Genomic DNA, 24,433 nt, shown 5'->3' with positions numbered 1-24,433 from the left:
GTAGAATAGTCTATTAGCAGGGGATTCTTTTAATTTCTTTTAATCTTAGCAAGTGCAAGATTGAGTGCATAGTGGAGTGTTTTATCTTTGGTAAGAAATAGCGTCAAGAGATAATAGATACCGCAAGTCGCAACAGTCAAGAGTACCATGAGTATCATATTGAGGTTGACTGTATAAGAGTTGATTTGGAAAAGAAATTTAAAAGTGAAATAAATTGGAATGAATCCGAGCGATACAATAGTATAGCGTGTTAAAGTAGTAAATATTTCTTTTAAGTCAAGCAGATGATGCTTCTTGATAAAGTAAATTTCCAGTAGAACAACTACAGTTTCTGCAATAATAGTAGTAGCAATGTAGTACTCTGGTGCAAAAATATTATTGAAATACAAGAGACTGTTGAGTAGGATATTAGCTCCGCCACCAATAAAGTAAAAGGCTGTTAAACGATTTTCGTGGTCGTTGATGAAGATAATTTGTTTACCGAGAATCAACTCAATAGCCCAAATGATAGTTCGAAAGGCGAAGACACTAGTCACAATACCAGCTTCAAGGTATTTTTCAGAAGAGTAGATGACTGCAGCGTAGTTTCCTAATACCATCATCCCAATACTGGTTGGAATGATAAGAAAATAAAAGAGGGCGGCTCCTTGGTTTAGAAGATTTTTATAAGATTCGTAGTCTTTCTTACCGAGATAGTAGCCGAGACGTGGAATACTGACGTTGATAGCTCCACTCAGGACACTGGCAATCAACATGACGATGCTAGAAGCAATGGTATAATAAGAAATGTAGTTTTCATCAGGCCCTTTGGTGATAAACATTCTATCAAGTAAGGTGTAGAGCATATTGGCATTAGCTAGAAGCAACATGGTCAAGAGTGGCTTAGATGCTTTGATTAATTCCATGAGACCAATTTTGACAAAGGAAACTTCTCTCTTGATCCAAAGAAAACTGAGCAGGTAGTTGAGGATAGTTGTCGCACTCATGACGATGGCATAAGGAACGATATCATCTGCAGTTTTAACAAAGGTAAAGATAGCAACCAGCATGGCAATCCGAATAATCAATGTCTTGTAAAGGATGAAGGCATAGTTTTCATAAGCCTCGTTCATCCACTCGATATAAAGGAATTGGAAGAGAGCCTGGACACCAAGTATATAGTAGAGTTCTTTCAAATTTTCAATACTATTATCTAGGTAAATAAACAAAAAGTAGATACTTGTTGTAAGGACAGAAGTAATTACAGATATATAGAATAACTTGGAGAAGACATAATTAATCTTATCTTTATCGTCCTTAACCTTACTGATAGCTCGAATCCCGTAGTTGTATATTCCAAAGGCGGCTAAAGGAATGACAAAGCTAGCCCAGGTATTGGCGGTATTGAAATAACCGTAGTTGGATTTGCTGAGAATCCGCGTCAGATAAGGATTGGTTATCAGTGGAAAAACGATATTGAGAACATTGACTAGTAAGCTAGCCAGTGCATTAACTTTTATATTTTTCATTGTACTTTCTTTCTTGTATTGTAAAATGGTCTCTAGTATTATATCACATTCTCGCTTCATTCTTTTGATAAAATCGTAAAAATCTAGTATAATAGATAGAACTGAAAGTATGAGGTTACTAGCAATGAAAATGAAACAAATTAGTGATACAACTTTGAAAATCACGATGTCTTTAGAGGATTTGATGGATCGAGGCATGGAGATTGCTGACTTTCTCGTTCCTCAAGAAAAAACAGAAGAGTTCTTTTATGCTATCTTGGATGAGTTAGAGATGCCTGAGAGCTTTTTGGATACAGGTATGTTGAGCTTCCGTGTGACTCCAAAACCTGATAAGGTCGATGTCTTTGTAACCAAATCAAAGATTGACCAAAATCTAGATTTTGAAGACTTATCGGATTTACCAGATATGGAAGAATTGGCTCAAATGTCGCCTGATGAATTTATCAAAACCTTGGAAAAAAGCATCGCAGACAAAACAAAGGATGATATTGAAGCCATTCAATCTCTAGAGCAAGTAGAAGCCGAGGAAGAAGAGCAGGAGCAGGCTGAACAAGAAGTTGAAGGCAAGAAAGAGCCTTATATCTACTACATCCTTTCTTTTGCTAAGTTGGCTGACTTGGTGTCTTTTGCTAAGACAGTGACTTTTGAGATGGAAACTTCTGAACTCTACAAGATGAACGAGCGCTATTATTTGACCATTTTAGTGGATATTGAAAATCATCCAAGTCCATATCCAGCTTGGTTGTTGGCTCGTATGCGCGAGTTTGCGGACGATAGTGACATCAGTCGCTCAGTCTTGCAAGAGTATGGTCAAGTCTTGATCAATCACGATGCGGTGATTAATCTACAAAAGATTGGATAATCATTTCTGGAAAGCTATTTTTAGATTTTAAGAAGAGCGAATCATCGGATTCGTTTTTTTCTAGACTGAAATAGTGATTTACTATAATAGGAATTTTCACAAAATTCTGTTATAATGGCTATATTAGAAAATTTCGAGGAGACAAACATGACAGTTAAAATTGCTTTACTAGGATTTGGTACCGTTGCAAGTGGCGTGCCTTTCCTCCTAAAGGAAAATGGAGAAAAAATCAATCAATCAGCACATTCAGAGATTGAAGTTGCCAAGGTATTGGTCAAGGATGAAGATGAAAAGAATCGCTTGCTTGCAGCAGGGAATGACTTTAACTTTGTAACCAATGTGGATGATATTTTGTCAGATCAAGACATTACAATCGTAGTGGAATTGATGGGACGTATCGAACCAGCTAAAACCTTTATCACGCGTGCCTTGGAAGCTGGGAAACACGTTGTTACTGCTAACAAGGACCTTTTGGCTGTCCATGGCGCAGAATTGCTAGAAATTGCTAAAGCTAACAAGGTAGCACTTTACTACGAAGCAGCAGTAGCTGGTGGGATTCCAATTCTTCGCACTCTAGCAAATTCCTTGGCTTCTGATAAAATCACGCGCGTGCTTGGTGTGGTTAACGGAACTTCTAACTTCATGATGACCAAAATGGTGGAAGAAGGCTGGTCTTACGATGATGCTCTTGCAGAAGCGCAAAGACTAGGTTTTGCAGAAAGTGACCCTACAAATGACGTAGATGGGATTGATGCAGCCTACAAGATGGTGATTTTGAGCCAATTTGCTTTTGGTATGAAGGTTGCCTTTGACGATGTAGCCCATAAGGGAATCCGTAACATCACACCAGAAGATGTAGCTGTGGCTCAAGACCTTGGCTATGTAGTGAAATTGGTTGGTTCTATCGAGGAAACTCCTTCAGGTATTGCTGCAGAAGTAACTCCAACCTTCCTTCCTAAAGCGCACCCACTTGCTAGTGTAAATGGGGTAATGAACGCCGTCTTTGTAGAATCTATTGGTATCGGTGAGTCTATGTACTATGGACCAGGTGCGGGTCAAAAACCAACTGCAACAAGTGTTGTGGCGGATATTGTCCGTATCGTTCGTCGCTTGAATGATGGTACCATCGGTAAAGATTTTAACGAATATAGCCGTGACTTGGTCTTGGCAAATCCAGAAGATGTCAAAGCAAATTACTACTTCTCAATCTTGGCTCCAGATTCAAAAGGTCAGGTCTTGAAATTGGCTGAGATTTTCAACGCTCAAGATATTTCCTTCAAGCAAATCCTTCAAGATGGCAAAGAGGGTGACAAGGCGCGTGTTGTCATCATTACACATAAGATCAATAAAGCCCAACTTGAAAATGTTTCAGCTGAATTGAAGAAGGTTTCAGAATTCGACCTCTTGAATAGCTTCAAGGTGCTAGGAGAATAAGATGAAAATTATTGTACCTGCAACCAGTGCCAATATCGGGCCAGGTTTTGACTCGGTCGGTGTAGCTGTAACCAAGTATCTTCAAATTGAGGTCTGCGAAGAACGAGAAGAGTGGTTGATTGAACACCAGATTGGCAAATGGATTCCACATGACGAGCGTAATCTCTTGCTCAAAATCGCTTTGCAAATTGTACCAGATTTACAACCAAGACGTTTGAAAATGACTAGTGATGTTCCCTTGGCGCGTGGTTTGGGTTCTTCTAGCTCGGTTATTGTTGCTGGGATTGAACTAGCCAACCAACTGGGGAATCTCAACTTATCTGACCATGAAAAATTGCAGTTAGCGACTAAGATTGAAGGACATCCTGACAATGTAGCTCCAGCAATTTATGGTAATCTCGTTATTGCAAGCTCTGTTGATGGGGAAGTTTCAGCTATTGTAGCAGACTTCCCAGAGTGTGATTTCCTAGCCTACATTCCAAACTATGAATTGCGTACTCGAGACAGCCGTGGTGTCTTGCCTAAGAAATTGTCCTATAAGGAAGCTGTTGCAGCTAGCTCTATCGCCAATGTGGCAGTTGCGGCCTTGTTGGCAGGAGACATGGTGACCGCTGGGCAAGCAATCGAGGGAGACCTCTTCCACGAGCGCTATCGTCAGGACTTGGTGAGAGAATTTGCGACGATTAAGCAAGTAGCCAAAGAAAATGGTGCCTATGCAACCTACCTCTCTGGTGCTGGGCCGACAGTTATGGTTTTGGCTTCTCATGACAAGATGCCAACGATTAAGGCAGAATTGGAAAAGCAACCCTTCAAAGGAAAACTGCATGACTTGAAGGTTGATAACCAAGGTGTTCGTGTCGAAGCAAAATAAAGAATAGAAGATAGGATGGGGAAACTCTCGACCAGAGGGCTTCCTATCCTTTTTTTGAAAAGAAGTCTAGTTAAAAACTTGATAAAGGAGAAATAAAGATGGCAGAAATTTATCTAGCAGGTGGTTGTTTTTGGGGTCTAGAGGAATATTTTTCACGCATTTCTGGAGTATCAGCAACCAGTGTTGGCTACGCTAATGGACAAGTCGAAACGACCAATTACCAGTTGCTCAAAGAAACAGACCATGCAGAAACGGTTCAAGTAATTTACGATGAGAAGGCAGTGTCACTCAGAGAGATTTTGCTTTATTATTTCCGTGTTATCGATCCTTTATCTATCAATCAACAAGGGAATGACCGTGGTCGCCAATATAGAACTGGGATTTATTACCAAGATGAAGCAGACTTGCCAGCTATCTACACAGTGGTGCAGGAGCAGGAGCGCATGCTTGGTCGAAAGATTGCAGTAGAGGTGGAGAAACTTCGCCACTACATTCTGGCTGAAGACTACCACCAAGACTATCTTAAGAAGAATCCTTCAGGTTACTGTCATATCGATGTGACCGATGCTGATAAGCCATTGATTGACGCAGCAAATTATGAAAAACCTAGTCAAGAGGTGTTAAAGAAAAGCTTAACCGAAGAGTCCTATCGTGTTACCCAAGAAGCTGCTACAGAAGCTCCCTTTACCAATGCCTATGACCAAACCTTTGAAGAAGGGATTTATGTAGATATTACGACGGGTGAGCCACTCTTTTTTGCCAAGGATAAGTTTGCCTCAGGATGTGGTTGGCCAAGTTTTAGCCGTCCGATTTCCAAGGAATTGATTCATTATTACAAGGATCTCAGTCATGGAATGGAGCGAATTGAGGTTCGTTCTCGGTCGGGGAATTCTCACTTGGGTCATGTGTTCACAGATGGACCGCGGGAGTTAGGTGGCCTCCGTTACTGTATCAATTCTGCTTCCTTACGCTTTGTGGCCAAGGATGAGATGGACGAAGCAGGATATGGTTATCTATTGCCATACTTAAACAAATAAAATTCAGAGGGTGGGACTTCCCACTTTCTTCATTTTCAGAATAAGAATAGAAGGGATTTATGAAAAACTTATTATCATACTTTAAACCCTACATTAAGGAATCGATTTTAGCACCCTTGTTCAAGCTATTAGAAGCTGTGTTTGAGCTTCTTGTTCCCATGGTGATTGCAGGGATTGTTGACCAATCCTTGCCCCAGAGAGATCAAGGACACCTCTGGATGCAGATTGGCCTGCTCCTTATCTTTGCCGTGATTGGCGTTTTAGTGGCCTTGGTAGCCCAGTTTTACTCAGCTAAGGCTGCGGTTGGTTTTGCCAAAGAACTGACAGACGACCTTTATCGTCATATTCTTTCCTTACCCAAGAACAGCAGAGACCGTCTGACAACTTCGAGCTTAGTGACTCGCTTGACTTCGGACACCTATCAGATTCAGACTGGTATCAATCAATTCCTGCGTCTCTTTTTGCGAGCGCCTATTATTGTTTTTGGGGCAATTTTTATGGCCTATCGCATCTCGTCTGAGCTGACTTTCTGGTTCTTGGTTATGGTTGTCATTCTGACCATTGTTATTGTAGGCCTATCTCGATTGGTCAATCCTCTCTACAGTAGTCTGAGAAAGAAAACGGACCAACTAGTTCAGGAAACACGTCAGCAATTACAAGGGATGCGGGTCATTCGTGCTTTTGGACAAGAAAAACGAGAGTTACAGATTTTTCAAACCCTTAATCAAGTCTATGCGAGACTGCAAGAAAAGACGGGTTTCTGGTCTAGTTTATTAACCCCTCTGACTTATCTGATTGTTAATGGAACTCTCCTCGTCATCATCTGGCAGGGCTATATTTCTATTCAAGGAGGTTTACTCAGTCAAGGTGCCCTGATTGCCCTTATCAACTACCTCTTGCAGATTTTAGTGGAATTGGTCAAGCTCGCCATGCTGATAAATTCCCTCAACCAGTCCTATATTTCAGCCAAGCGAATCGAGGAAGTCTTTGATGAAGAGCCAGAAGATATCCATTCAGAGTTAGAACAAAAGCAAGCTACCAGCGAGGAGGTTTTACAAGTCCAAGAACTGACCTTTACCTATCCAGATGCGGCCCAGCCTTCTCTGAGAGGCATTTCTTTTGATATGAAGCAAGGGCAAATCCTTGGTATCATTGGGGGGACGGGTTCTGGTAAATCAAGCTTGGTGCAAGTCTTACTTGGACTTTACCCAGCAGACAAGGGGAGCATTGACTTTTATAGAAATGGACGTAGTCCTCTTAATCTTGAGCAGTGGCGGTCTTGGATTTCCTATGTGCCCCAAAAGGTCGAACTTTTTAAGGGAATCATTCGTTCTAACTTGACTCTAGGTTTAAATCACGAAGTGACTGATCAAGAACTCTGGCAGGCCTTGGAGATTGCGCAAGCTAAGGATTTTGTCAGTGAAAAGGAAGGACTTTTGGATGCCACTGTTGAGGCAGGAGGGCGAAATTTCTCAGGTGGACAAAAACAAAGGCTGTCTATTACACGTGCAGTCTTGCGCCAAGCACCATTTCTCATCCTAGATGATGCGACTTCGGCCCTCGACACCATTACCGAGTCTAGGCTCTTGAAAGCTATTCGAGAAAATTTGCCAAATACAAGCTTAATTTTGATTTCTCAACGCACATCGACTTTACAGATGGCTGACCAGATTCTCCTCTTGGAAAAAGGTGAGCTTCTAGCTATCGGCAAGCACGAGGACTTGATGAAATCCAGTCAAGTTTTTCGCGAAATCAATGCATCCCAACATGGTAAGGAGGACTAGTATGAGACGACAAACTGCAAACCAGACGCTCAAACGTTTGGCAAAAGATTTAGCAAGCCATCCCTTCCTCCTTTTCCTAGCCTTTCTAGGAACTATTGCCCAGGTTGGCTTATCAATTTACCTACCTATCCTGATTGGGCAGGTCATTGACCAAGTTCTGGTGGCTGGTTCTTCACCAGTTTTTTGGCAGATTTTCATTCAGATGGTTTTGGTAGTCATAGGAAATACGCTTGTGCAGTGGGTCAATCCTCTCCTCTATAATCGCCTAATCTTCTCTTATACCAGAGACTTGCGAGAGCAAATCATCCATAAGCTCCATCGTTTACCGATTGCCTTTGTGGATAGACAAGGTAGTGGGGAGATGGTCAGTCGTGTTACCACAGACATCGAACAGTTAGCAGCTGGCTTGACCATGATTTTTAATCAATTTTTTATTGGCGTCTTAATGATTTTGGTTAGTATTCTAGCCATGCTCCAAATTCATCTCCTCATGACTCTCTTAGTCTTGCTGTTGACGCCACTGTCTATGGTAATCTCACGCTTTATTGCCAAACGCTCCTATCATCTCTTCCAAAAGCAAACAGAGACGCGGGGAATTCAGACACAATTAATTGATGAATCGTTGAGCCAGCAGACCATTATCCAGTCCTTTAATGCTCAGGCAGAATTTATCCAAAGGATGCGTGAGGCTAATGATAACTATGCAGGTTATTCTCAGTCGGCTATCTTTTATTCTTCAACGGTCAATCCTTCGACTCGCTTTGTTAATGCGCTCATTTATGCCCTTCTAGCTGGAGTAGGAGCTTATCGTATCATGATGGGTTCCACCTTGACTATCGGACGTTTAGTGACCTTTTTGAACTATGTTCAGCAATACACCAAGCCCTTTAACGATATTTCTTCAGTTTTGGCTGAATTGCAAAGTGCCTTGGCTTGTGCAGAGCGTGTCTATGCTGTTTTAGAGAGCCCTGAGGTGGTTGAAACAGGTAAGGAAGTATTGACCAGTGACCAAGTTAAGGGAGCTATTTCTTTTAGACATGTCTCTTTTGGCTACCATCCTGAAAAGATTTTGATTAAGGACTTATCTATCGCTATTCCAGCTGGTAGTAAGGTAGCTATTGTTGGTCCGACAGGTGCTGGAAAATCAACTCTTATCAATCTCCTCATGCGTTTTTACCCTATTAACTCAGGAGATATCTTGCTGGACGGTCGTTCCATTTACAACTATACCCGAGCGTCATTGAGACAGCAGTTTGGCATGGTGCTCCAAGAAACCTGGCTCAAGCAAGGAACTATTCATGATAATATAGCCTTTGGAAATCCTGATTCCAGTCGGGAGCAAGTGATTGCTGCTGCAAAAGCAGCCAATGCAGACTTTTTCATCCAACAGCTACCTCAAGGCTATGATACCAAGTTGGAAAATGCGGGAGAATCTCTCTCTGTCGGTCAAGCCCAACTCTTGACCATCGCCCGAGTCTTTCTAGCTATCCCAAAGATTCTTATCTTAGACGAGGCAACTTCCTCCATCGATACACGGACAGAAGTGCTAGTTCAGGATGCCTTTGCTAAACTCATGAAGGGGCGTACAAGCTTTATCATTGCTCACCGTTTGTCAACTATTCAGGATGCAGATTTGATTCTTGTCTTGGTGGATGGCGACATTGTTGAGTATGGGAACCATCAGGACCTCATGGCTAGAAAAGGCAAGTATTACCAAATGCAGCAAGCAGCAGCTTTTAGCTCTGAATAATCCTTTCTATTTTGAAATCTTATGAACGAAAAAAGTTGCCTTCGGGTGACTTTTTTGTTACAATAGCTAGAAAAATTATTCACTGTAAATTGTCTTATAGAAAAGGAGCCTAGAATGAAAGTCTTTCAGCATGTAAATATCGTGACTTGTGACAAAGATTTCCATGTTTATCTAGATGGAATCTTAGCCGTTAAGGATTCTCAAATCGTCTATGTCGGTCGAGAGAAGCCAGAGATTTTAGAGCAAGCTGAGCAGATTATAGACTATCAGGGAGCCTGGATCATGCCTGGTTTGGTCAATTGTCATACCCATTCTGCTATGACAGGCTTGAGAGGGATTCGAGATGATAGTAATCTCCATGAATGGCTCAATGACTATATCTGGCCAGCAGAAGCTGAGTTTACACCCGACATGACTACCAAGGCGGTCAAACAAGCTCTGACAGAGATGCTCCAGTCAGGTACAACAACCTTTAACGATATGTATAATCCCAATGGTGTGGATATTGAGCGGATTTATCAGGCAGTGAAAGATTCCAAGATGCGTTGTTATTTCTCGCCAACCCTCTTTTCTTCAGAGGCAGAAACGACTGCTGAGACCATTGTTAGAACTCGAGCAATCATTGGGGAAATTATTGGATATAAAAATCCAAATTTCAAGGTTATGGTAGCTCCACATTCTTCTTACAGCTGTAGTAGAGATTTGCTGGAAATGAGCTTAGAAATGGCAAAAGAACTAAATATTCCAATCCATATTCATGTGGCGGAGACTAAGGAGGAATCTGGCATTATCCTAAAACGATTCGGAAAACGCCCCCTCGCTTTTCTAGAAGAACTGGGTTACTTAGAGCATCCGTCTGTATTTGCTCACGGGGTCGAATTAAACGAGAGAGAAATTGAACGATTGGCAATGTCTCAAGTATCTATCGCGCATAATCCTATCAGTAATCTTAAATTAGCCTCAGGAATTGCTCCAATCATCCAGCTCCAAAAAGCTGGAGTAGCGGTTGGTATTGCGACAGATTCGGTCGCTTCCAATAACAATCTTGATATGTTTGAGGAAGGACGAACAGCCACATTATTACAGAAAATGAAGAGTGGAGATGCAAGTCAATTCCCAATCGAAACAGCCCTCAAGGCTCTGACAATCGAAGGGGCTGAGGTCCTAGGAATGGAAAATCAGATAGGAAGTCTAGAAGTTGGCAAGCAAGCAGATTTTCTGGTTATTCAACCACAAGGGAAAATTCATCTCCAACCCCAAGAAAATATGCTTTCTCACCTGGTTTATGTAGTCAAATCCAGTGATGTAGATGATGTTTATATCGGCGGAGAACAGGTTGTTAAGCAAGGTCAAGTCTTGACAGTAGAACTTTAAAAGAAGAAGAGCGAAAAAAGTTTAAAAAAAGTTTGCAAAAATCTTGCATTCTTTTTTTGACTATGCTATACTTATATACGGTTTGAAAAAACTGCCTAAGACAGTAGGGGAGCTCGACTCATAAGTATCCTACCGAGGACAAAACGTATCATGTAAAAAGAAGCGTATTGTACTTTCGTGTCTAGGTTTGGGCGCGTTTTTCTTTTGGAAAAATTCCCCCAAGCAAAATAATAACGGAGGTGAACACACTAATGAGTGAAGCAATTATTGCTAAAAAAGCGGAACTAGTTGACGTAGTAGCTGAAAAAATGAAAGCTGCTGCATCTATCGTCGTTGTAGACGCTCGTGGTTTGACAGTTGAGCAAGATACAGTTCTTCGTCGTGAGCTTCGTGGAAGCGAAGTTGAGTATAAAGTTATTAAAAACTCAATCTTGCGTCGTGCAGCTGAAAAAGCTGGTCTTGAAGAACTTGCATCAGTATTTGTTGGACCATCTGCAGTAGCATTTTCTAACGAAGATGTTATCGCACCAGCGAAAATCTTGAACGACTTTTCTAAAAACGCTGAAGCACTTGAAATCAAAGGTGGTGCAATCGAAGGCGCTGTCGCATCTAAAGAAGAGATTCTTGCACTTGCAACTCTTCCAAACCGCGAAGGACTTCTTTCTATGCTCCTTTCTGTACTTCAAGCGCCAGTGCGCAACGTTGCTCTTGCAGTCAAAGCGGTTGCAGACAACAAAGAAGACGCAGCTTAATCTTAAGCTACGCAGCGTAGCCTAGCTACGAAAATCTATTATAAATTTAAAACATATTTGGAGGAAATAACAATGGCATTGAACATTGAAAACATTATTGCTGAAATTAAAGAAGCTTCAATCCTTGAATTGAACGACCTTGTAAAAGCTATCGAAGAAGAATTTGGTGTAACTGCAGCTGCTCCTGTAGCTGTTGCTGCAGCTGGTGCTGCTGACGCTGGTGCTGCTAAAGATTCATTCGACGTTGAATTGACATCTGCAGGCGACAAAAAAGTTGGCGTTATCAAAGTTGTACGTGAAATCACAGGTCTTGGTCTTAAAGAAGCTAAAGAACTTGTTGACGGTGCACCAGCACTTGTTAAAGAAGGCGTTGCAACTGCAGAAGCTGAAGAAATCAAAGCTAAATTGGAAGAAGCTGGAGCTTCAGTTACTCTTAAATAATAGAGCAACTACATTAGTAGCTTAAAAACATGATTAAACCGCTATTCTTAGGACTAGCGGTTTTTCTTTTTATCTGTCATGGGGCACAAATGGGGCAAAACTATTTATAAATTTTGTCTAGCACGTTTACAACCTTTGATTTTATATTTTTGGTAACGTGCGTGTAAATCTCCATCGTAGTCTTACCATTGTCTTTGTGGCCAACTCTTTGAGTGATTGCTTTTAAAGGAATGTTGTTTTCAGCAAGTGTACTGATCAGTGTATGTCTTAAGATATGCGGGTGCAGTGGTTTGTTGATTGGATTCTTTAAAGTAGCATTGGCATTTTTCATAAGCTTACCAATACTTGATTTATGAATTGGAATGCCATTGGCTGATACAAATATAAATCCCATGTCTTTATAATTCGGATTAGTACTCTTTCTGATTTCATGTAGTTCAATAAATTCTTCAATGATTTCTATCTCTTTTTTGGTCAAGTCTACAACTCTTATAGATGATAAAGTTTTAGGTGTAGTCTTGATACCTTCAGAACCTTTGCGGGTTGGGTCTAAAGTACCATTGATTGTGATAGTCTTGTTTTCTCTATCGTAGTTCTCAAACTTTAAGGCACCAGCTTCCCCGACACGGCAACCATTGAGCGCCATGAATTCAGCCATACGGGCAACGTGGTACCCCCTGTTGTACTTTTTCATGGCTTTCAGAAGTCTTTTTAGCTCACTTTGCTCAAGGAACTTGTCTTCAATTCTTTCCATATTTTCGTATGTAACAACCTTTTTAGGAAGTCTTACACGCTGAACAGGATTACTATCTATAAGCTCCATATCAAGTGCATACTTAAAGACCATGCTTAGTACAGACTTTTGCTTTTTGAGTTTGATATGATTTTCTTCCGAATCCGTGAAGTACTGCTGAGTATATTTGGCAGTGATATTTTTTATTTTAACGTCAGGCGCAAAAGTTTCTTTTACTTCATCTACAGCATATACCATAGTCTTTATGGTAGAAGGTTTGATTGACTTTTTATGAAGTTCCCACCAGTCGTTTAGCACGTCCGTGAAAAGCATATCAGTAGTAGTAAGACTTTGGAGCTTTTCTGTTATCTTTTCATCAAGTATCTTTTGTGCTTCTTTTTTTGCACGGGGTGACTTGCTATCAAGCACGATAGATATTTTTTTCATTTTTTCAGTATACGGATCTTTATATCTTTCCGCAAACCGAAATCTTCCATTAGGAAGCTCTTCAATCCACATTGCATTTACCTCACTTTTTTGATAAAATGGGTATAGTAAAGAGGGCTTTTTAATGCCTTTTACTATACAGGATATCCTCACACTCAAAATTTGGCGATGGAGAGTGTGGGGATTTTTAGTTTAAAAGATGTTGAAATAAATAACTATAGCTAATACAATGAATATTAGACATCCACATCCGTATCCACAGCTTTCTGCATCTTCAGCACTAAAAGTTGTTTGATTGTACACTTTATTATATGCTGCACGCTCAGGATCTTTGACTAAACCTGCGCCTTTTTGTCCATAGTATGGAGATGTAGCTCTTTTAACTTTTCGATTTATAGCACCAGTTGTACGTGCTGATACTCTCTTTTTTATATTCGGTGTTCGTGGTCCTATTTTCATACTGTGCTCCAAATTAGCTAATCAAAGAATAATATTCGTCAATGACCATCACTTCATCAGTGATGGTTTTTAATTTGTGCTTCTTCATGAAGTGCAAATAGTTAAAAGATTGTTGATCATCTGATAGCGCGAGTTCTTCTTCTAACAATTTATGAATCATATGTCTATTTGCTTCATTTTCGCACTTGAAATAATTATTTTTATAGAGTTCATTAGTATGCGAAAGATGTCCTAACTCGTGATATACGACACGCTTAATTGCTTCATCAGATAATTTGTTATTTACGAAGATGGTTTTGATATCCTCGATATAAATGCCAGGACGTTGCCACAAATCTTTATCAAAGTAGTAAAGAGTTACTCCACAAGATTTCACAAAGTCGTCAATCTGCATAGGCTATCTACCTCTCAAGTATATTTCTATGATGTTTTGAATCGCGTCAATATCTTCTTCTGTAAGTGGCTTGCCATCGAAGGTCTTGGCATTCTCTGCCATCTTTCGGAGGTCGTCAGACGTATATCCTGCGATTGTATCATCCTTCGCAATATTCGGATTATCCGTACGTCCGAGCAGATAATCGGTGGACACGTTGAAGTAGTCTGCGATTTGTTGTAGACGGTCAGCAGACGGTTGATTTCTTTTCAACCCATACAAAGAATTCTTTCCTAGCTGTAGCTTATCTTCTAAAGTATTTAGCGAAATCCCTTGTCTCTCACATAAATCTTTTACGATTTCAAAAGTAGAAAACATTGATTTATCAGCCTTTCTAAGACATGACAAAAAATATTTTACAAAATACGCAAAAAATAGTTGACATTGTTTTGCGTTTACGCTAAAATAGTTTTTGTAAGTTAATGAGTTAGTAAAAAACGAAGTTAAAACTTATCTAAAAATAAATAGCTTTGGCGAGCAAGTAAGTTGATAGATATAATGTTTTATCAAGGTTTTTAATTATGCTTTCATTTTAGCAGATACGCTAAAAACTGTCAAGCATTTTTATAAAATAATTTACTAACTCTTTAACTTAACTAATTAAAAGGAGGAGGTCACATGAGCCAACAACATCGTAAATGGATCGAGCTTGTAAAAGAGCGAATTGAAAAACGTGGGTGGTCACAGACTGATTTGGCTATCGTAGCAGGTGTTAGTCCATCAGCTATCACACAGTTGCTTAAGGATGGAAAAGGGAGCGACGACTTGAAACTTCGTATTAATAAGAAGTTGCGGATCAACGAGTCATGGGAAAGATTTGAGGAGTAAGAGGGAAGGTAATGAGACCAAAACGATATCCGTATAGTGGAAAAAAAGAGTCCACCTTTGTGAAGGTAGACCCTGAATTAGTAGAAAATACTCTAAGAAACACTAGTTTTTTTGAGAGATTGCAAGCAATCAGATTGTAAGGAGAAGAAATGGAAACATTTATTATATCAGTTCTGACATCTTTTATTGTAACATCTACTATGATGCATTACCACATTTATAAAGTAAATGAACTATACAAAAAATATATGGATTTTGAAAAATCAAGTGTAGAAGAATTTGCTAAATCAATTACAAGCAAACTTCCAAAAAATTCTTCCCGAGGGGAGTGATGGAAAAACACATTTTTTTAATACTAATTTCTGGATAGTTTTGAAGAATATGTTGAACAAGAGGGGTGTTTCTAATAAAATCATAGATTGAATCGTTCGTTGAATACGTATCACTCTTAATCTTTAAAAGGCCTAGTCGTTCTAAGTTCGTTAAAGAAGGAGCGAGTTCATCAATCCCTTCGGTTCCATCTATAAAGTAAATGATTGGAAATATTATTTTAGTACCATCGTCGTATTTTATTACAGCTTTCATGCAAGGAATCGGGGATTCTATTGCGTAATTATTTGCTTTCAAGTTCTGGAGAATACGTGCATCTGTGATATCTAGTTGCTTGATAATTTCAACGAAAGACGGATGTATAATCGAGTTTTTCCGATCGTCAAATGAACTTGCTAATATTTTCGCGAACATAGAGCGTAACTCTTCTTCTTCAATATAATACTTAGATGCTTCCAAAGCAGGACCTAATATTTTTAGGGGTGGTTCTTGAACATTCTCTGGTGGGATAGTAGCCACTTCTTGAAGCGTTTTATTTCTGAGATTCTCAACATCAATTTCGTTTTTTGCACGCAATAATGCTGCTTGATTAGAAACATCGTGGCCATAATTGATATACCACCAATCTTGTAAGGTTTGAATAGGTCCGGCAAATACACCGGCTGAAGTAGCTCCTCCTAAAAATCCTGTAACAAGAGGAAGAAAGTCTTTGAATTGGTTAGGATCCATGATTATGATTTCTTTCTGTTTAGATTTTGACTAAAACGGTGAGAGGTCCTAGTCAAGATATATTATATGATAAAAGACAATGTTTGTCAATATATAGTGTAAATTAGGAGTAGAAACCTACAACAGGCACAATATATAGTGTAATAGCATATATAAGTGTAGAAATTATAAAAATAAAGCTAGAAAAGGAGAAAAACAGATATGCTCTGGGATAAAATCTCTGAAAAGCTTTCAGAGAAAAATTGGACAGTTTATAAACTTTGTTTAAAAGCAGGAATCGGAACTGCTAGTATCTATCGTTTAAGAGATGGAGAAGTAAAAGATTTATACTTTGATACTGTTAAAAAAATAGCTGACGCGTTAGGCATCAGCATAGATGAACTAAGATAAAACAAAAAAGCACCTAACAGAAGTCAGGCGCTAATCAAAATAACTAACTAAATTATAACACGAAAGAGAGGGAAACCCATGCCAAAAGCAGAAATTACTTATAAAGCGGTTGGTGTTGATGAAAAAGCAACACATGGAGATTATAGTCATCTTTGCCAAAGGTGGGAAGGATTAACTACAGGAACAGCTAAAGCATGGGCAACAGAAATGAGGGAGCATCCTGATTTTAAGCAGTTCATCGATAATCCAACACATAAGATTGTATTTATCGACTACGAGGGATTTCGTTTGTTTGTTAAATGGAAAAGTCGTAATCGATATCGTACGAAGAAAGAAACTCTGGCAGAAATGCTTGAGAATATGAAAAAAGAAAAAATGTTAGGAGTTTAAACATGACAGAACCAACTTTATCAAGCCAATTGCTTGGCTTAGTAACGATTTTTATTATGGTCTTTATCCTGCTGCTACTGACTGATAAAAATGAAGAGGAAACTGAACAAAAAACGGTGATACTCATTGAAGAAGTAGAAGACTTCAGAAAAGTTGCACGAAGAAACTTGAAAAAGTGTGACAGAAAGTCAACTTATGACACACAACCACCTGACGGACTTTCTTCAACGATTGAGGATGTACCTCAATATTTTAGAGTATGCATCGAAGATTATGACAAGCTAGCTCAGGACTACCAGGAAGAAGCAAGAAATAATGATCTTCTAAGTAAACAAAACGCGAATCTCTTAGAAGAAAATGGACGTTTACTCTATAAAGAAATGACCATGGATTTTCGGCAAAATCCAAGGAAATGGAGGGCAAAGACATGACTGTTAGCCGTGACATGAGCGAGATGGAAATACGTGTGTTAAACATGATCATGAATTGCGCTACTTTCGATTTGCCTATTCAAGCGAGTGAAATCCGCTTAGAAACCGGACTGTCGAAGCGTAAGCTGGAAGAGACTATCGAAAGCTTGCGTGTCAATTTTGACCACCCTATCGTAGCTAAGAAGATGAAGCCAAATGGATATTACTTACCACGAAGCGAGGAGGAGCGACAAGCTGGGCTTGCTCCTTACCGTAGACAAATACTAACCGAGCAGAAGAACCTCGCTGCAGTGATGAATGTGGATTTGGAAAAGTATTGGGAGGATAGTGCATGAGTGAAATTAAATGGATAAAAATCACAACGGATATTTTTGACGATGAAAAGATTTGTCTGATTGATGCCTTGCCTGATCATGATGCTATTTTAGTTATTTGGTTTAAAATCCTCGCTTTAGCTGGAAAACATAATCGTAATGGTCTTTTGATGATGTCGGATAAGGTCCACTATACTGATGAAATGCTAGCTACAATATTTCGTAGGCCATTAAATACAGTCAGAATGGCTTTGGGAGTCTTTGAGCAGTTTGGGATGGTCGAGATTATCGACGGGGTCATTACCTTGCCAAACTGGGAAAAGCACCAAAACATCGATGGTATGGAAAAAATCAAGGAACAAACACGTAATCGTGTGGCTAGACATCGTGAAAAACAGAAAAATCTTGCTCTTGGTAACGTTACAGGTAACGTTACAGTAACGGACGGTAACGCACTAGAAGAAGATGAGAATAAGAATAGATTAGATAAAGATAAGAAAAGAATAACTACTACTACTAATAGTAGTGGTGGTCAAGAAAATATCTTAGAACTTTTTCAATCTGAATTTCGTAGACTCTTATCTGGATTTGAGATTGAAGAAATAAATCATCTACTAAATGAGAATGATGTGGATTTGGTAAAAGAAGCACTGAAGATTGCTATCAACTCTGGAAAACCCAACATCAAATATATAGGTGGGATTTTAAGAAATTGGCAAATGAACAATGTCACCACTGTTGAACAGGTTCGTCAATCAGAAAAGAAGAACAAGGATAAGAAAGAAGAACAGGAGGCCAAGGACGAATGGGGGTACTAGAACTAATTGAACAATTCGAGATTGACTATTATCCGTTAAGCTACGAGAAGAAAACTCTTTTAGCAAACCAGCCAATTCATCAAGTGGTTTCCTGCTTGTCTGAAATGGCCAGCTGGCAGGAATGTGGAGGTCGTCTTTCATGGTAGACAATGTATTTGAGGAGATTGCCTTATCTTATCACAGGAATACAGAACAACAGAAAGATCTTTGCGAAAAGCACAAAATTCCTTTGATAAAGATATTGCGGACTGATAGTGTTGTATGTCGCATGTGTGAATCTGAGCGGATCCATGAAGAAAATCAGGAAAGAGTGAATGAACTGGCTAACGCTGAGAATGAGCGAGAAAGGAAGTACTATCTAGAAAAGTTCTCTCTTTATGATGAGGTTTTAAAAAATGCGACTTTGGACAATTTTGAGACACCAACCGAAAAAGAAGCTGAAAAGCTAGCTTTTGCAAAGCGGATTTGTCGTGAGTGGTCTGAGGGTGCTAGGAACAATATTGTACTTCAGGGTGAACCTGGGACTGGCAAGAGCCATTTGGCCTTTGCTATGGTCAAAGCCTTATCTGAGTACACGAAAGAGATTGCTATTTTCATCAACGTGACGGACTTGCTGATGAAGATTAAAGCTGATTTTAGTCAGGAAGAGTTTCTGGTCAATAAAATTGCGAGTGCTAAGTTTTTGGTTTTGGATGATTTAGGAATGGAGAAGGATAGCGAATGGTCGTTTACTATTCTCTACAATATCCTGAATAAGCGTTCAAATACAATCATTACTACGAATTTAATTTCTGCTGATATTCAGAAAAGATATGGCAGACCCTTTATGTCCAGACTGATGAAGGGTGTGGATAAAGACCATTTGATGATTTTTAATGATTTGACAAACAAGCGGAAGCAATATTTCTAGAATGGAGGTGGCTGATGTTTATTTTAAAGCATGGAACAAGAGAGGATAAGCCGTTTCTGAGGTCCGCAGTTATCGGTGTGACAGGCTTGGACATTTCATGTTCAGAGGAGAAGAAAGCCTTGCGGTTCGTCTCTCGGGCGGCAGCCTTACAAGTTGGCAAGGCATTGAGGGGTTCCTTTGGGAACTTTTATCCAATTGAGGTGGAGTGATGAAAGATATCAGAATACTAGATGCGTGTTGTGGCTCTCGAATGTTTTGGTTTGATAAAAATGAACCACACACAACATACATGGATAGACGTGAAGAGGAATTTGAGATTCACAAAAAGAAAATCAATGTTAAGCCAGACATTGTTGCAGATTTTCGAGATATGCCATTTGATGATGAAACATTCAACCTTGTTGTATTTGATCCACCACACCTGCTATGGGCTGGTCAGAAATCATTCATGCGTGCGCAATATGGACAACTAGACTTGTTGACTTGGAGATTAGATTTACAACAAGGTTTTGAAGAATGTTTTAGGGTTTTGAAAACAGGAGGAACACTTATTTTCAAGTGGTCTGATGCTCAAGTAAATGTTAAAGAAATTTTGGAATTGGTTCCGCATCAACCGCTTTTCGGTCAGCAACGTGGGACAACTCACTGGATGGCTTTTATGAAATTTTAGGAGGTATTGATGTTAAATCTTTACTTCGTCTACAACGGGCACTGCAAGTTTTACCTTGGCACGTTTGACAATGTCGATGAACTCATTGAGCATATGAAAGAACATCAATGGGCTTTCTCTGGCATTACTAGACCAAGATTTAAAAAATATATCGGAAAAGACGAAGTACGTTTTGATTATGGCGCTGTAGATTGCTATTACTTAGCAACAAAATCAACGTGCCGCGAACCACGTTAAAAGCGAGCTAGAATATGCGTCAGACTTGGACGAATGACGTATAAAGAATTTGCTAGCTCTTGTGTCTTTGAGCCATGAGGGGCAAGAGCTGGATTTTTACAGGTTAGATAAACCATGGAATATAGGAAACAGACAGTAATTGAAGGATTGAAACGCACAATCGAGCAGACGGAGGCAAGGATAGCAGAACTATCTAAGCCGTGCGTTAAATCGCTTGCTTTTAGCAGATCTGAGGAACGTGACTTGCTTAAAAAGAAAGTGAAAAACTGGAAGAAGAAAATAAAGGAGTTGGAAGATGAAACTTAATGAATTGGTTGAGAAGTATAAAAAACTTGAGGGTGTATGGAATACTGAAGGAGCAGAGCTAGCGCGCCAAATCTTTTTACAAGACTTAGAACAGCTAGACGAACCAGAAACAGGCCATGCAGACGAAGCACCTCGTTATGTCAAGAACATACTAGCTCGATTGCGAGAATTGCCAGTGCATGATCGTGAAGTTTGGCTAAAGGCCATCATGGGTGAATTTGAGAAAGATTTCAGTCATGCAAAATGGCGCGAGGGTTACGAGCAAGGCAAACTTGAGGGAGAATGGGTTGGCAATCAATTGAAAGATGCTGATAAGATTCGACGTGAGTTGAATCAAGTCAAAGTACCGCAGTTTGTGGCGGATGTGATTGAAGGAGCAAGAGAACAAAGCCCAGAACTAGAAGATGCGCTTCATTATACTTGGGGTAACGGAACTAAGGAATTCACAGAATGGTATAACAAGAAATCTAACAGAGACCTCTTCGCTCGCGCTTGGCTTGACGGCTACATAGTAGAAAAGGAGAAAAAATACGAAATTAAACTTCTAAACCAAAACGACGGGGACTTATATCTTGTCAATCAAAATGCAAATTTAGCAGATAAATACGGACATTTTTCTCCCGTAGTACTCCTTTTTACAAAAAGTACTTTTTTTTCAGAAAAGTGCTATAAACTCACGAAAAAGGAAGTAGTTTCGAATGGCTTCGGCTGGATTTTCGATTGTGAGGGGGTAGAAGTGCAGGAGGTGGAGTGATGTTTGGAAGTGTAGTTGTAGATGTAATCACGAATGATGGTTTGGTTGAAGAATTTATAGATGTTGATGAAGTGGCCTATGTGGATTTTGAAAAGGAGTTAATACGTTTTAAAGCGCATGATGCTCTAATTCCACGTATGCTACAAGTAACTAGAAGTTCGTTACTTCGAGTTAAAAGGGCTTTGTTTTATAAAAGTATATGAAAAATTTTTATGAGGAAGTAACGAAATGAAAAGAAAGAACTATATTATTTTTATCAGGCATTTTAAAAAAATAAAAGATTTAGTAGATTTTTATGAATACATTGCAGACTCAAGAATCTGTGCAAGTGCTATTTATTTATTTTTGATTATATGTTCACCTTTTATTGCTTTGCTATTCCCGATCGCATACATAGAGCATTGTTTTTATAAAAAAAGATTTATTAGACAATGCGTTGAATACGACTGGTGTTCAAAGGAATATCTTGAAGAGGTCATTGATATCGGAAAAGATGATATCAAGGAGGTGGAGTGATGTCATGTAGTGAAAATTTTAAAAAAGAAAAAGAATTGTCTGCTGCTATTTTAAATCTCAAGATAGAAGTCTTACAAAATGATGATAAATTGAGCAGTCAATCATTAAGCAACATCAAAAGGCAAGCAAGGGATCTATACGAGTGCCTAGTATGGTTGCAGTATGCTTCGGAGGAGGCAGGTAGATGAGTTATGATTTGGAAATCTTAGGAAAAATAGAAAGTGGAGATTATATTTGCATAGATGAACCTGAAAATAGTTCTCCAACTTACAATCTTGGAAAAATGTTTAGGGTTGCTATGGATTGGGATTTCAAACAAGGTACTATCTACAATGTTGATCAGATTTTTGAAAACATTCAACGTGGTATCTCAGAACTGGAACAGTATCCTGAAAAGTATGTGCAGTATGAACCTGAGAACAAATGGGGTACCGTAAGTAGTGCGTTAGAAGATTTGAGGTCATTGAGAGATTGTATTTTAAGACAAGATATCGATACGAAATATCTATATATGAGGTGGTAACATGAAGCGACCAAACAGATACCCTTACACACGAAGTCAGTGGGTTGAAGAAACCGCTGATTACTATACATATGCAGACGGTATTTATTTTACAAGTCATGTTTTAAAAAATAGACTCACTAGAGAAATTAAGAGTAGGGAGATGGAGTGATGAAACGACCAGAACAATATCCATCTAAATGCTTCATTCCTGAACTGATTGAAAATGAAGATATTGTCTTTAATAAAGACAGTGAATATCACAAGCAGAAGAAAAAAGAAAAGAAGAATCCTATTTCAAAAGAAATAAGTCCAAAAATAGATGGGCGCTTTGAGGAGGTAACAGAATGAGCCTTACGCTAAATAGCACAATTGGAGACTTAGTTTTGGCAATCGGAGAAATTATCGTTGAGTCTGACGGTAAAACCAATACAGCGATGTTAGAGATACCCGATCAAGACTTTTACTTAGAGATTGCCCTTAAATTGAAGAAGGAGGCAAACGAATGAAAAGATTTATCGCAATATGGATTTTATTATCTGCTGGATTGAACATCTGGCAGATGGGCAGGATTGCAGAACTAGAACAAAAGCGTCCGATTGTCGTCTATAAGGCGGACAATCAAGGCGCTGAGATATTCGGTAAAGTCGTAGAGAAAGGACGATATGGCAAGTTGTATACTGTCACAATTCGTGATTACGGGGTGTTCGTGGTCACGAAGGAAGTATACGAAAAAGTGAAAGTCGGGGATGAGGTGAGGTTATGACAACAAATATGGAACTATTAGCGCATCATGTTGAGCATTGGGCGAAAGAACGAGGGTTAGACAATCCCGAAAATAGCACGGCCCAAGCATTGAAGCTGTTTGAAGAAGCAGGCGAACTAGCGCAGGCACATCTCAAGAAACGGGATGATGAGGGCAAGGATGCCGTGGGCGATATTTTGGTAGTATTAACGATTTATTGCCAGCAGAAAGGTTGGTCTATTGCTGATTGCTTCCAGATGGCTTGGAATGAGATTAAAGACCGTAAGGGTAAGATGGTAGACGGTAGTTTCGTCAAAGAGGAGGACTTGGTATGATACCAAAATTTAGGGTTTGGCTTCCAGACCTTAATCAAATGTTAAGAGTGAAAGCTCTCGTTTTTGAAAAAGATAAGACAAGATGTGTTTGTGGATATAGTTTTGACTTTTATCTTGAAAACGAAAATGCAACCATCATGCAATCAACAGGAATTCTTGACAAGAATAGTCAGGAAATCTTTAAGGGGGATGTCCTTGAAATACAAGGCATAAAAATGATTGTAAAATTTGGAAGTTATAAATACCTTGAAACATCTAAGAACAACGGTCATATACTTGGTATATTGCATGATGGTCTAGGATTTTATGTTGAATGTATTAATGCCGCTGATCCAGACAATATTAGTCCTTTTGAGCCAGAAACGCTTAAAAACAGTCAAATCATCGGCAATATCTACGAGAACAAGGAGTTACTAGATGCCTGACGTAGAATGGATTATGGAAAATTGCCACATGATGCGTGATAACGGTTGCTGGGCAGGAGAGAAGCAGATTTCCTACGCTAGTCCAGATGGGCAATACGCGTATTACGTGAACAAGCGCAAGGATGGTACTTATTATTTATATGGAGCAAATAAACATTATGGGAAGAATTGATATGACAGACAACGTAAACAACCCAAGCCATTACCAAGGTAGATACGGCATGGAATCTATCGATGCTCTAAGAAACTTCATGACAGACGAGCAGTTGAAAGGTTTTTTTATGGGTAACAGCTTAAAGTATATACTACGACACCAAAAAAAGAACGGTCTTGAGGACCTAAAGAAAGCCAGAAAGAACCTTGACTGGCTGATTGAGGAGATGGAGCATGAGAATAAAAACATCAAATGATTCTATCATCAACGTTGATAGCGTGAAGCGCAGTGTCACAATTGAGGGAGTTGAGTTTGGTTCAGATTGTAGTGCTTTGGTATCTAAGAATAAAGACGGTACAGGAACGATCACTCTGATATTTGAAGGAAGAATTATTTGAAAGGGCAGGCAATGAAACCTAAAAAACATCCATATTCAGGCTTTCGAAAGACAGACAACAAACAAGATAGAGTCAAATTCGCTGAGGTTTTAAATTACGAACAAATTAATGTGTCAATTGTTGTTAGAGAAGGGGAAAATAGTGAGATATTAGCAAAATGTGTAATTCGTGCTTATGGCGAAGCATTATCGTTTATAGCAACATTGCCAGTAAAAGGAATTAGGTTTTCGAAACAAAATCAAGCGTTGTTTAAAATCAGGCTTTATCAAAGAATTGAAAAAATGGGGAGCGAGAAGCTTTTAGAAAGTAATCATTTCATTTGGTCGAACATGTGCCTGGAAGAATTTAACAAAATAGTGATTTAGA

41 protein-coding genes and 1 other annotated feature are annotated in these 24,433 nt (G+C 39.3%); of the genes, 35 read left to right on the top strand and 6 right to left on the bottom strand.

What is annotated here, in order from left to right; all coding sequences use genetic code 11:
• Positions 1-29: 29 nt before the first annotated feature.
• Positions 30-1,508 carry an oligosaccharide flippase family protein gene (locus HMPREF2613_RS00990; protein ID WP_061590072.1) on the bottom strand — a complete coding sequence of 493 codons (1,479 nt, stop codon included), beginning with the start codon at positions 1,506-1,508 and terminating at the stop codon, positions 30-32.
• A 124-nt stretch (positions 1,509-1,632) separates the two neighbouring features.
• Here HMPREF2613_RS00990 and mecA point away from each other — a divergent pair, with 124 nt between their 5' ends.
• The 9 genes from mecA to rplL all read left to right on the top strand — a co-directional run bounded on the left by mecA (position 1,633) and on the right by rplL (position 11,813).
• On the top strand, positions 1,633-2,370 hold the full coding sequence (mecA, locus tag HMPREF2613_RS00985) for an adaptor protein MecA (RefSeq protein WP_070478333.1): 738 nt from the start codon (positions 1,633-1,635) through the stop codon (positions 2,368-2,370).
• 147 nt (positions 2,371-2,517) lie between these two features.
• A complete protein-coding gene (locus tag HMPREF2613_RS00980) occupies positions 2,518-3,804 on the top strand; it encodes a homoserine dehydrogenase (protein ID WP_070478331.1) in 1,287 nt (428 codons plus the stop codon).
• A gap of 1 nt (position 3,805) precedes the next feature.
• Positions 3,806-4,675: a homoserine kinase gene (gene thrB / locus HMPREF2613_RS00975; RefSeq protein ID WP_070478328.1), complete on the top strand. Its 870-nt coding sequence runs from the start codon at positions 3,806-3,808 to the stop codon at positions 4,673-4,675.
• 98 nt (positions 4,676-4,773) lie between these two features.
• Positions 4,774-5,712, top strand: coding sequence for a peptide-methionine (R)-S-oxide reductase MsrB (gene msrB, locus HMPREF2613_RS00970; protein ID WP_070478325.1), 939 nt, complete (start codon positions 4,774-4,776; stop codon positions 5,710-5,712).
• 59 nt (positions 5,713-5,771) lie between these two features.
• Positions 5,772-7,496 (top strand): ABC transporter ATP-binding protein, encoded by a 1,725-nt coding sequence (locus HMPREF2613_RS00965; RefSeq protein WP_070478323.1) that lies wholly within the window; start codon positions 5,772-5,774, stop codon positions 7,494-7,496.
• A gap of 1 nt (position 7,497) precedes the next feature.
• Positions 7,498-9,246, top strand: coding sequence for an ABC transporter ATP-binding protein (locus tag HMPREF2613_RS00960; protein ID WP_070478320.1), 1,749 nt, complete (start codon positions 7,498-7,500; stop codon positions 9,244-9,246).
• Between the two features lie 114 nt (positions 9,247-9,360).
• Positions 9,361-10,620 carry a TRZ/ATZ family protein gene (locus HMPREF2613_RS00955; RefSeq protein WP_083279180.1) on the top strand — a complete coding sequence of 420 codons (1,260 nt, stop codon included), beginning with the start codon at positions 9,361-9,363 and terminating at the stop codon, positions 10,618-10,620.
• Positions 10,621-10,696: 76 nt separating this feature from the next.
• Positions 10,697-10,832: a sequence feature (ribosomal protein L10 leader region), on the top strand.
• Positions 10,833-10,871: 39 nt separating this feature from the next.
• Positions 10,872-11,372, top strand: a complete 501-nt coding sequence (gene rplJ / locus HMPREF2613_RS00950; RefSeq protein WP_004259693.1) for a 50S ribosomal protein L10 — start codon at positions 10,872-10,874, stop codon at positions 11,370-11,372.
• A gap of 72 nt (positions 11,373-11,444) precedes the next feature.
• Positions 11,445-11,813 (top strand): 50S ribosomal protein L7/L12, encoded by a 369-nt coding sequence (gene rplL, locus HMPREF2613_RS00945; protein ID WP_001196965.1) that lies wholly within the window; start codon positions 11,445-11,447, stop codon positions 11,811-11,813.
• A 100-nt stretch (positions 11,814-11,913) separates the two neighbouring features.
• Here the strand turns inward: rplL and HMPREF2613_RS00940 are convergent, their stop codons facing one another.
• The 4 genes from HMPREF2613_RS00940 to HMPREF2613_RS00925 form a co-directional block, all read right to left on the bottom strand.
• Entirely contained in the window at positions 11,914-13,065 is a 1,152-nt protein-coding gene (locus tag HMPREF2613_RS00940; RefSeq protein WP_070478317.1) for a tyrosine-type recombinase/integrase, read from the bottom strand.
• 120 nt (positions 13,066-13,185) lie between these two features.
• Positions 13,186-13,452, bottom strand: a complete 267-nt coding sequence (locus tag HMPREF2613_RS00935) for a hypothetical protein (protein WP_070478314.1) — start codon at positions 13,450-13,452, stop codon at positions 13,186-13,188.
• A 13-nt stretch (positions 13,453-13,465) separates the two neighbouring features.
• Complete coding sequence (locus tag HMPREF2613_RS00930) at positions 13,466-13,846, bottom strand: ImmA/IrrE family metallo-endopeptidase (protein WP_070478312.1); 381 nt, start codon at positions 13,844-13,846, stop codon at positions 13,466-13,468.
• Between the two features lie 3 nt (positions 13,847-13,849).
• Positions 13,850-14,203: a helix-turn-helix domain-containing protein gene (locus HMPREF2613_RS00925; RefSeq protein ID WP_070478310.1), complete on the bottom strand. Its 354-nt coding sequence runs from the start codon at positions 14,201-14,203 to the stop codon at positions 13,850-13,852.
• Positions 14,204-14,503: 300 nt separating this feature from the next.
• Here HMPREF2613_RS00925 and HMPREF2613_RS00920 point away from each other — a divergent pair, with 300 nt between their 5' ends.
• Positions 14,504-14,713 carry a helix-turn-helix domain-containing protein gene (locus tag HMPREF2613_RS00920; protein ID WP_070478307.1) on the top strand — a complete coding sequence of 70 codons (210 nt, stop codon included), beginning with the start codon at positions 14,504-14,506 and terminating at the stop codon, positions 14,711-14,713.
• Between the two features lie 291 nt (positions 14,714-15,004).
• Here HMPREF2613_RS00920 and HMPREF2613_RS00915 read toward each other — a convergent pair whose 3' ends face one another.
• Entirely contained in the window at positions 15,005-15,772 is a 768-nt protein-coding gene (locus HMPREF2613_RS00915) for a DUF4393 domain-containing protein (RefSeq protein WP_070478305.1), read from the bottom strand.
• 201 nt (positions 15,773-15,973) lie between these two features.
• Here HMPREF2613_RS00915 and HMPREF2613_RS00910 point away from each other — a divergent pair, with 201 nt between their 5' ends.
• The 25 genes from HMPREF2613_RS00910 (at position 15,974) to HMPREF2613_RS00810 (ending at position 24,432) form a co-directional block, all read left to right on the top strand.
• Complete coding sequence (locus HMPREF2613_RS00910) at positions 15,974-16,162, top strand: helix-turn-helix domain-containing protein (RefSeq protein ID WP_070478303.1); 189 nt, start codon at positions 15,974-15,976, stop codon at positions 16,160-16,162.
• Positions 16,163-16,240: 78 nt separating this feature from the next.
• Positions 16,241-16,552 (top strand): excisionase, encoded by a 312-nt coding sequence (locus HMPREF2613_RS00905; protein WP_070478301.1) that lies wholly within the window; start codon positions 16,241-16,243, stop codon positions 16,550-16,552.
• A 2-nt stretch (positions 16,553-16,554) separates the two neighbouring features.
• Positions 16,555-16,983, top strand: coding sequence for a hypothetical protein (locus tag HMPREF2613_RS00900; RefSeq protein WP_070478299.1), 429 nt, complete (start codon positions 16,555-16,557; stop codon positions 16,981-16,983).
• Positions 16,980-17,318 (top strand): hypothetical protein, encoded by a 339-nt coding sequence (locus tag HMPREF2613_RS00895; protein ID WP_070478296.1) that lies wholly within the window; start codon positions 16,980-16,982, stop codon positions 17,316-17,318. Before HMPREF2613_RS00900 ends, HMPREF2613_RS00895 begins: the two co-directional genes overlap by 4 nt.
• A complete protein-coding gene (locus tag HMPREF2613_RS00890) occupies positions 17,315-18,115 on the top strand; it encodes a phage replisome organizer N-terminal domain-containing protein (protein WP_070478293.1) in 801 nt (266 codons plus the stop codon). Before HMPREF2613_RS00895 ends, HMPREF2613_RS00890 begins: the two co-directional genes overlap by 4 nt.
• On the top strand, positions 18,103-18,261 hold the full coding sequence (locus HMPREF2613_RS11490; protein WP_181897267.1) for a hypothetical protein: 159 nt from the start codon (positions 18,103-18,105) through the stop codon (positions 18,259-18,261). The genes HMPREF2613_RS00890 and HMPREF2613_RS11490 overlap by 13 nt, the downstream gene beginning before the upstream one ends.
• A complete protein-coding gene (locus tag HMPREF2613_RS00885; protein WP_070478291.1) occupies positions 18,255-19,025 on the top strand; it encodes an ATP-binding protein in 771 nt (256 codons plus the stop codon). The genes HMPREF2613_RS11490 and HMPREF2613_RS00885 overlap by 7 nt, the downstream gene beginning before the upstream one ends.
• A gap of 14 nt (positions 19,026-19,039) precedes the next feature.
• On the top strand, positions 19,040-19,234 hold the full coding sequence (locus tag HMPREF2613_RS00880; protein WP_070478289.1) for a hypothetical protein: 195 nt from the start codon (positions 19,040-19,042) through the stop codon (positions 19,232-19,234).
• Positions 19,234-19,695 (top strand): class I SAM-dependent methyltransferase, encoded by a 462-nt coding sequence (locus tag HMPREF2613_RS00875; protein ID WP_070478287.1) that lies wholly within the window; start codon positions 19,234-19,236, stop codon positions 19,693-19,695. Before HMPREF2613_RS00880 ends, HMPREF2613_RS00875 begins: the two co-directional genes overlap by 1 nt.
• 9 nt (positions 19,696-19,704) lie before the next feature.
• Positions 19,705-19,932 (top strand): hypothetical protein, encoded by a 228-nt coding sequence (locus tag HMPREF2613_RS00870; protein ID WP_070478285.1) that lies wholly within the window; start codon positions 19,705-19,707, stop codon positions 19,930-19,932.
• Positions 19,933-20,046: 114 nt separating this feature from the next.
• Complete coding sequence (locus HMPREF2613_RS00865; protein ID WP_070478282.1) at positions 20,047-20,238, top strand: hypothetical protein; 192 nt, start codon at positions 20,047-20,049, stop codon at positions 20,236-20,238.
• On the top strand, positions 20,228-20,992 hold the full coding sequence (locus tag HMPREF2613_RS00860; protein WP_070478280.1) for a DUF1642 domain-containing protein: 765 nt from the start codon (positions 20,228-20,230) through the stop codon (positions 20,990-20,992). Before HMPREF2613_RS00865 ends, HMPREF2613_RS00860 begins: the two co-directional genes overlap by 11 nt.
• The gene (locus HMPREF2613_RS00855) at positions 20,992-21,195 is read left to right on the top strand and encodes a hypothetical protein (RefSeq protein ID WP_070478278.1); all 204 of its coding nucleotides are present in this window, start codon (positions 20,992-20,994) and stop codon (positions 21,193-21,195) included. Before HMPREF2613_RS00860 ends, HMPREF2613_RS00855 begins: the two co-directional genes overlap by 1 nt.
• A gap of 25 nt (positions 21,196-21,220) precedes the next feature.
• Complete coding sequence (locus HMPREF2613_RS00850; protein WP_070478275.1) at positions 21,221-21,508, top strand: hypothetical protein; 288 nt, start codon at positions 21,221-21,223, stop codon at positions 21,506-21,508.
• Complete coding sequence (locus HMPREF2613_RS00845; RefSeq protein ID WP_070478273.1) at positions 21,508-21,696, top strand: topoisomerase; 189 nt, start codon at positions 21,508-21,510, stop codon at positions 21,694-21,696. Before HMPREF2613_RS00850 ends, HMPREF2613_RS00845 begins: the two co-directional genes overlap by 1 nt.
• Positions 21,693-22,031, top strand: coding sequence for a hypothetical protein (locus HMPREF2613_RS00840; protein ID WP_070478270.1), 339 nt, complete (start codon positions 21,693-21,695; stop codon positions 22,029-22,031). The genes HMPREF2613_RS00845 and HMPREF2613_RS00840 overlap by 4 nt, the downstream gene beginning before the upstream one ends.
• A 150-nt stretch (positions 22,032-22,181) precedes the next feature.
• Entirely contained in the window at positions 22,182-22,361 is a 180-nt protein-coding gene (locus HMPREF2613_RS11485) for a hypothetical protein (RefSeq protein WP_181897287.1), read from the top strand.
• Entirely contained in the window at positions 22,358-22,519 is a 162-nt protein-coding gene (locus HMPREF2613_RS11480) for a hypothetical protein (RefSeq protein WP_181897268.1), read from the top strand. Before HMPREF2613_RS11485 ends, HMPREF2613_RS11480 begins: the two co-directional genes overlap by 4 nt.
• Positions 22,516-22,776 (top strand): DUF1372 family protein, encoded by a 261-nt coding sequence (locus tag HMPREF2613_RS00835; protein ID WP_070478267.1) that lies wholly within the window; start codon positions 22,516-22,518, stop codon positions 22,774-22,776. Before HMPREF2613_RS11480 ends, HMPREF2613_RS00835 begins: the two co-directional genes overlap by 4 nt.
• The gene (locus HMPREF2613_RS00830) at positions 22,773-23,090 is read left to right on the top strand and encodes a MazG-like family protein (RefSeq protein ID WP_261673955.1); all 318 of its coding nucleotides are present in this window, start codon (positions 22,773-22,775) and stop codon (positions 23,088-23,090) included. The genes HMPREF2613_RS00835 and HMPREF2613_RS00830 overlap by 4 nt, the downstream gene beginning before the upstream one ends.
• The gene (locus HMPREF2613_RS00825; RefSeq protein ID WP_070478265.1) at positions 23,087-23,515 is read left to right on the top strand and encodes a YopX family protein; all 429 of its coding nucleotides are present in this window, start codon (positions 23,087-23,089) and stop codon (positions 23,513-23,515) included. Before HMPREF2613_RS00830 ends, HMPREF2613_RS00825 begins: the two co-directional genes overlap by 4 nt.
• The gene (locus HMPREF2613_RS00820; protein ID WP_070478263.1) at positions 23,508-23,687 is read left to right on the top strand and encodes a hypothetical protein; all 180 of its coding nucleotides are present in this window, start codon (positions 23,508-23,510) and stop codon (positions 23,685-23,687) included. Before HMPREF2613_RS00825 ends, HMPREF2613_RS00820 begins: the two co-directional genes overlap by 8 nt.
• 1 nt (position 23,688) lies before the next feature.
• Entirely contained in the window at positions 23,689-23,925 is a 237-nt protein-coding gene (locus tag HMPREF2613_RS00815; protein WP_070478261.1) for a DUF3310 domain-containing protein, read from the top strand.
• Positions 23,903-24,067: a hypothetical protein gene (locus tag HMPREF2613_RS11475; protein WP_181897270.1), complete on the top strand. Its 165-nt coding sequence runs from the start codon at positions 23,903-23,905 to the stop codon at positions 24,065-24,067. Before HMPREF2613_RS00815 ends, HMPREF2613_RS11475 begins: the two co-directional genes overlap by 23 nt.
• A complete protein-coding gene (locus HMPREF2613_RS00810) occupies positions 24,064-24,432 on the top strand; it encodes a hypothetical protein (RefSeq protein WP_070478258.1) in 369 nt (122 codons plus the stop codon). Before HMPREF2613_RS11475 ends, HMPREF2613_RS00810 begins: the two co-directional genes overlap by 4 nt.
• The last annotated feature ends 1 nt before the right edge of the window (position 24,433 follow it).

The organism is Streptococcus sp. HMSC070B10 (genome assembly GCF_001808665.1).
Lineage (GTDB): Bacteria > Bacillota > Bacilli > Lactobacillales > Streptococcaceae > Streptococcus.
Note: the sequence above shows the minus strand (reverse complement) of the source record. Positions and strands in the feature narration are given on the sequence as shown.

What these genes read in the sequence shown, in the direction of transcription:
- HMPREF2613_RS00990 (WP_061590072.1), bottom strand. Translation starts at nt 1,508, where the DNA reads ATGAAAAATATAAAAGTTAATGCACTGGCTAGCTTACTAGTCAATGTT.
- mecA (WP_070478333.1), top strand. Translation starts at nt 1,633, where the DNA reads ATGAAAATGAAACAAATTAGTGATACAACTTTGAAAATCACGATGTCT.
- HMPREF2613_RS00980 (WP_070478331.1), top strand. Translation starts at nt 2,518, where the DNA reads ATGACAGTTAAAATTGCTTTACTAGGATTTGGTACCGTTGCAAGTGGC.
- thrB (WP_070478328.1), top strand. Translation starts at nt 3,806, where the DNA reads ATGAAAATTATTGTACCTGCAACCAGTGCCAATATCGGGCCAGGTTTT.
- msrB (WP_070478325.1), top strand. Translation starts at nt 4,774, where the DNA reads ATGGCAGAAATTTATCTAGCAGGTGGTTGTTTTTGGGGTCTAGAGGAA.
- HMPREF2613_RS00965 (WP_070478323.1), top strand. Translation starts at nt 5,772, where the DNA reads ATGAAAAACTTATTATCATACTTTAAACCCTACATTAAGGAATCGATT.
- HMPREF2613_RS00960 (WP_070478320.1), top strand. Translation starts at nt 7,498, where the DNA reads ATGAGACGACAAACTGCAAACCAGACGCTCAAACGTTTGGCAAAAGAT.
- HMPREF2613_RS00955 (WP_083279180.1), top strand. Translation starts at nt 9,361, where the DNA reads ATGAAAGTCTTTCAGCATGTAAATATCGTGACTTGTGACAAAGATTTC.
- rplJ (WP_004259693.1), top strand. Translation starts at nt 10,872, where the DNA reads ATGAGTGAAGCAATTATTGCTAAAAAAGCGGAACTAGTTGACGTAGTA.
- rplL (WP_001196965.1), top strand. Translation starts at nt 11,445, where the DNA reads ATGGCATTGAACATTGAAAACATTATTGCTGAAATTAAAGAAGCTTCA.
- HMPREF2613_RS00940 (WP_070478317.1), bottom strand. Translation starts at nt 13,065, where the DNA reads ATGTGGATTGAAGAGCTTCCTAATGGAAGATTTCGGTTTGCGGAAAGA.
- HMPREF2613_RS00935 (WP_070478314.1), bottom strand. Translation starts at nt 13,452, where the DNA reads ATGAAAATAGGACCACGAACACCGAATATAAAAAAGAGAGTATCAGCA.
- HMPREF2613_RS00930 (WP_070478312.1), bottom strand. Translation starts at nt 13,846, where the DNA reads ATGCAGATTGACGACTTTGTGAAATCTTGTGGAGTAACTCTTTACTAC.
- HMPREF2613_RS00925 (WP_070478310.1), bottom strand. Translation starts at nt 14,203, where the DNA reads ATGTTTTCTACTTTTGAAATCGTAAAAGATTTATGTGAGAGACAAGGG.
- HMPREF2613_RS00920 (WP_070478307.1), top strand. Translation starts at nt 14,504, where the DNA reads ATGAGCCAACAACATCGTAAATGGATCGAGCTTGTAAAAGAGCGAATT.
- HMPREF2613_RS00915 (WP_070478305.1), bottom strand. Translation starts at nt 15,772, where the DNA reads ATGGATCCTAACCAATTCAAAGACTTTCTTCCTCTTGTTACAGGATTT.
- HMPREF2613_RS00910 (WP_070478303.1), top strand. Translation starts at nt 15,974, where the DNA reads ATGCTCTGGGATAAAATCTCTGAAAAGCTTTCAGAGAAAAATTGGACA.
- HMPREF2613_RS00905 (WP_070478301.1), top strand. Translation starts at nt 16,241, where the DNA reads ATGCCAAAAGCAGAAATTACTTATAAAGCGGTTGGTGTTGATGAAAAA.
- HMPREF2613_RS00900 (WP_070478299.1), top strand. Translation starts at nt 16,555, where the DNA reads ATGACAGAACCAACTTTATCAAGCCAATTGCTTGGCTTAGTAACGATT.
- HMPREF2613_RS00895 (WP_070478296.1), top strand. Translation starts at nt 16,980, where the DNA reads ATGACTGTTAGCCGTGACATGAGCGAGATGGAAATACGTGTGTTAAAC.
- HMPREF2613_RS00890 (WP_070478293.1), top strand. Translation starts at nt 17,315, where the DNA reads ATGAGTGAAATTAAATGGATAAAAATCACAACGGATATTTTTGACGAT.
- HMPREF2613_RS11490 (WP_181897267.1), top strand. Translation starts at nt 18,103, where the DNA reads ATGGGGGTACTAGAACTAATTGAACAATTCGAGATTGACTATTATCCG.
- HMPREF2613_RS00885 (WP_070478291.1), top strand. Translation starts at nt 18,255, where the DNA reads ATGGTAGACAATGTATTTGAGGAGATTGCCTTATCTTATCACAGGAAT.
- HMPREF2613_RS00880 (WP_070478289.1), top strand. Translation starts at nt 19,040, where the DNA reads ATGTTTATTTTAAAGCATGGAACAAGAGAGGATAAGCCGTTTCTGAGG.
- HMPREF2613_RS00875 (WP_070478287.1), top strand. Translation starts at nt 19,234, where the DNA reads ATGAAAGATATCAGAATACTAGATGCGTGTTGTGGCTCTCGAATGTTT.
- HMPREF2613_RS00870 (WP_070478285.1), top strand. Translation starts at nt 19,705, where the DNA reads ATGTTAAATCTTTACTTCGTCTACAACGGGCACTGCAAGTTTTACCTT.
- HMPREF2613_RS00865 (WP_070478282.1), top strand. Translation starts at nt 20,047, where the DNA reads ATGGAATATAGGAAACAGACAGTAATTGAAGGATTGAAACGCACAATC.
- HMPREF2613_RS00860 (WP_070478280.1), top strand. Translation starts at nt 20,228, where the DNA reads ATGAAACTTAATGAATTGGTTGAGAAGTATAAAAAACTTGAGGGTGTA.
- HMPREF2613_RS00855 (WP_070478278.1), top strand. Translation starts at nt 20,992, where the DNA reads ATGTTTGGAAGTGTAGTTGTAGATGTAATCACGAATGATGGTTTGGTT.
- HMPREF2613_RS00850 (WP_070478275.1), top strand. Translation starts at nt 21,221, where the DNA reads ATGAAAAGAAAGAACTATATTATTTTTATCAGGCATTTTAAAAAAATA.
- HMPREF2613_RS00845 (WP_070478273.1), top strand. Translation starts at nt 21,508, where the DNA reads ATGTCATGTAGTGAAAATTTTAAAAAAGAAAAAGAATTGTCTGCTGCT.
- HMPREF2613_RS00840 (WP_070478270.1), top strand. Translation starts at nt 21,693, where the DNA reads ATGAGTTATGATTTGGAAATCTTAGGAAAAATAGAAAGTGGAGATTAT.
- HMPREF2613_RS11485 (WP_181897287.1), top strand. Translation starts at nt 22,182, where the DNA reads ATGAAACGACCAGAACAATATCCATCTAAATGCTTCATTCCTGAACTG.
- HMPREF2613_RS11480 (WP_181897268.1), top strand. Translation starts at nt 22,358, where the DNA reads ATGAGCCTTACGCTAAATAGCACAATTGGAGACTTAGTTTTGGCAATC.
- HMPREF2613_RS00835 (WP_070478267.1), top strand. Translation starts at nt 22,516, where the DNA reads ATGAAAAGATTTATCGCAATATGGATTTTATTATCTGCTGGATTGAAC.
- HMPREF2613_RS00830 (WP_261673955.1), top strand. Translation starts at nt 22,773, where the DNA reads ATGACAACAAATATGGAACTATTAGCGCATCATGTTGAGCATTGGGCG.
- HMPREF2613_RS00825 (WP_070478265.1), top strand. Translation starts at nt 23,087, where the DNA reads ATGATACCAAAATTTAGGGTTTGGCTTCCAGACCTTAATCAAATGTTA.
- HMPREF2613_RS00820 (WP_070478263.1), top strand. Translation starts at nt 23,508, where the DNA reads ATGCCTGACGTAGAATGGATTATGGAAAATTGCCACATGATGCGTGAT.
- HMPREF2613_RS00815 (WP_070478261.1), top strand. Translation starts at nt 23,689, where the DNA reads ATGACAGACAACGTAAACAACCCAAGCCATTACCAAGGTAGATACGGC.
- HMPREF2613_RS11475 (WP_181897270.1), top strand. Translation starts at nt 23,903, where the DNA reads ATGAGAATAAAAACATCAAATGATTCTATCATCAACGTTGATAGCGTG.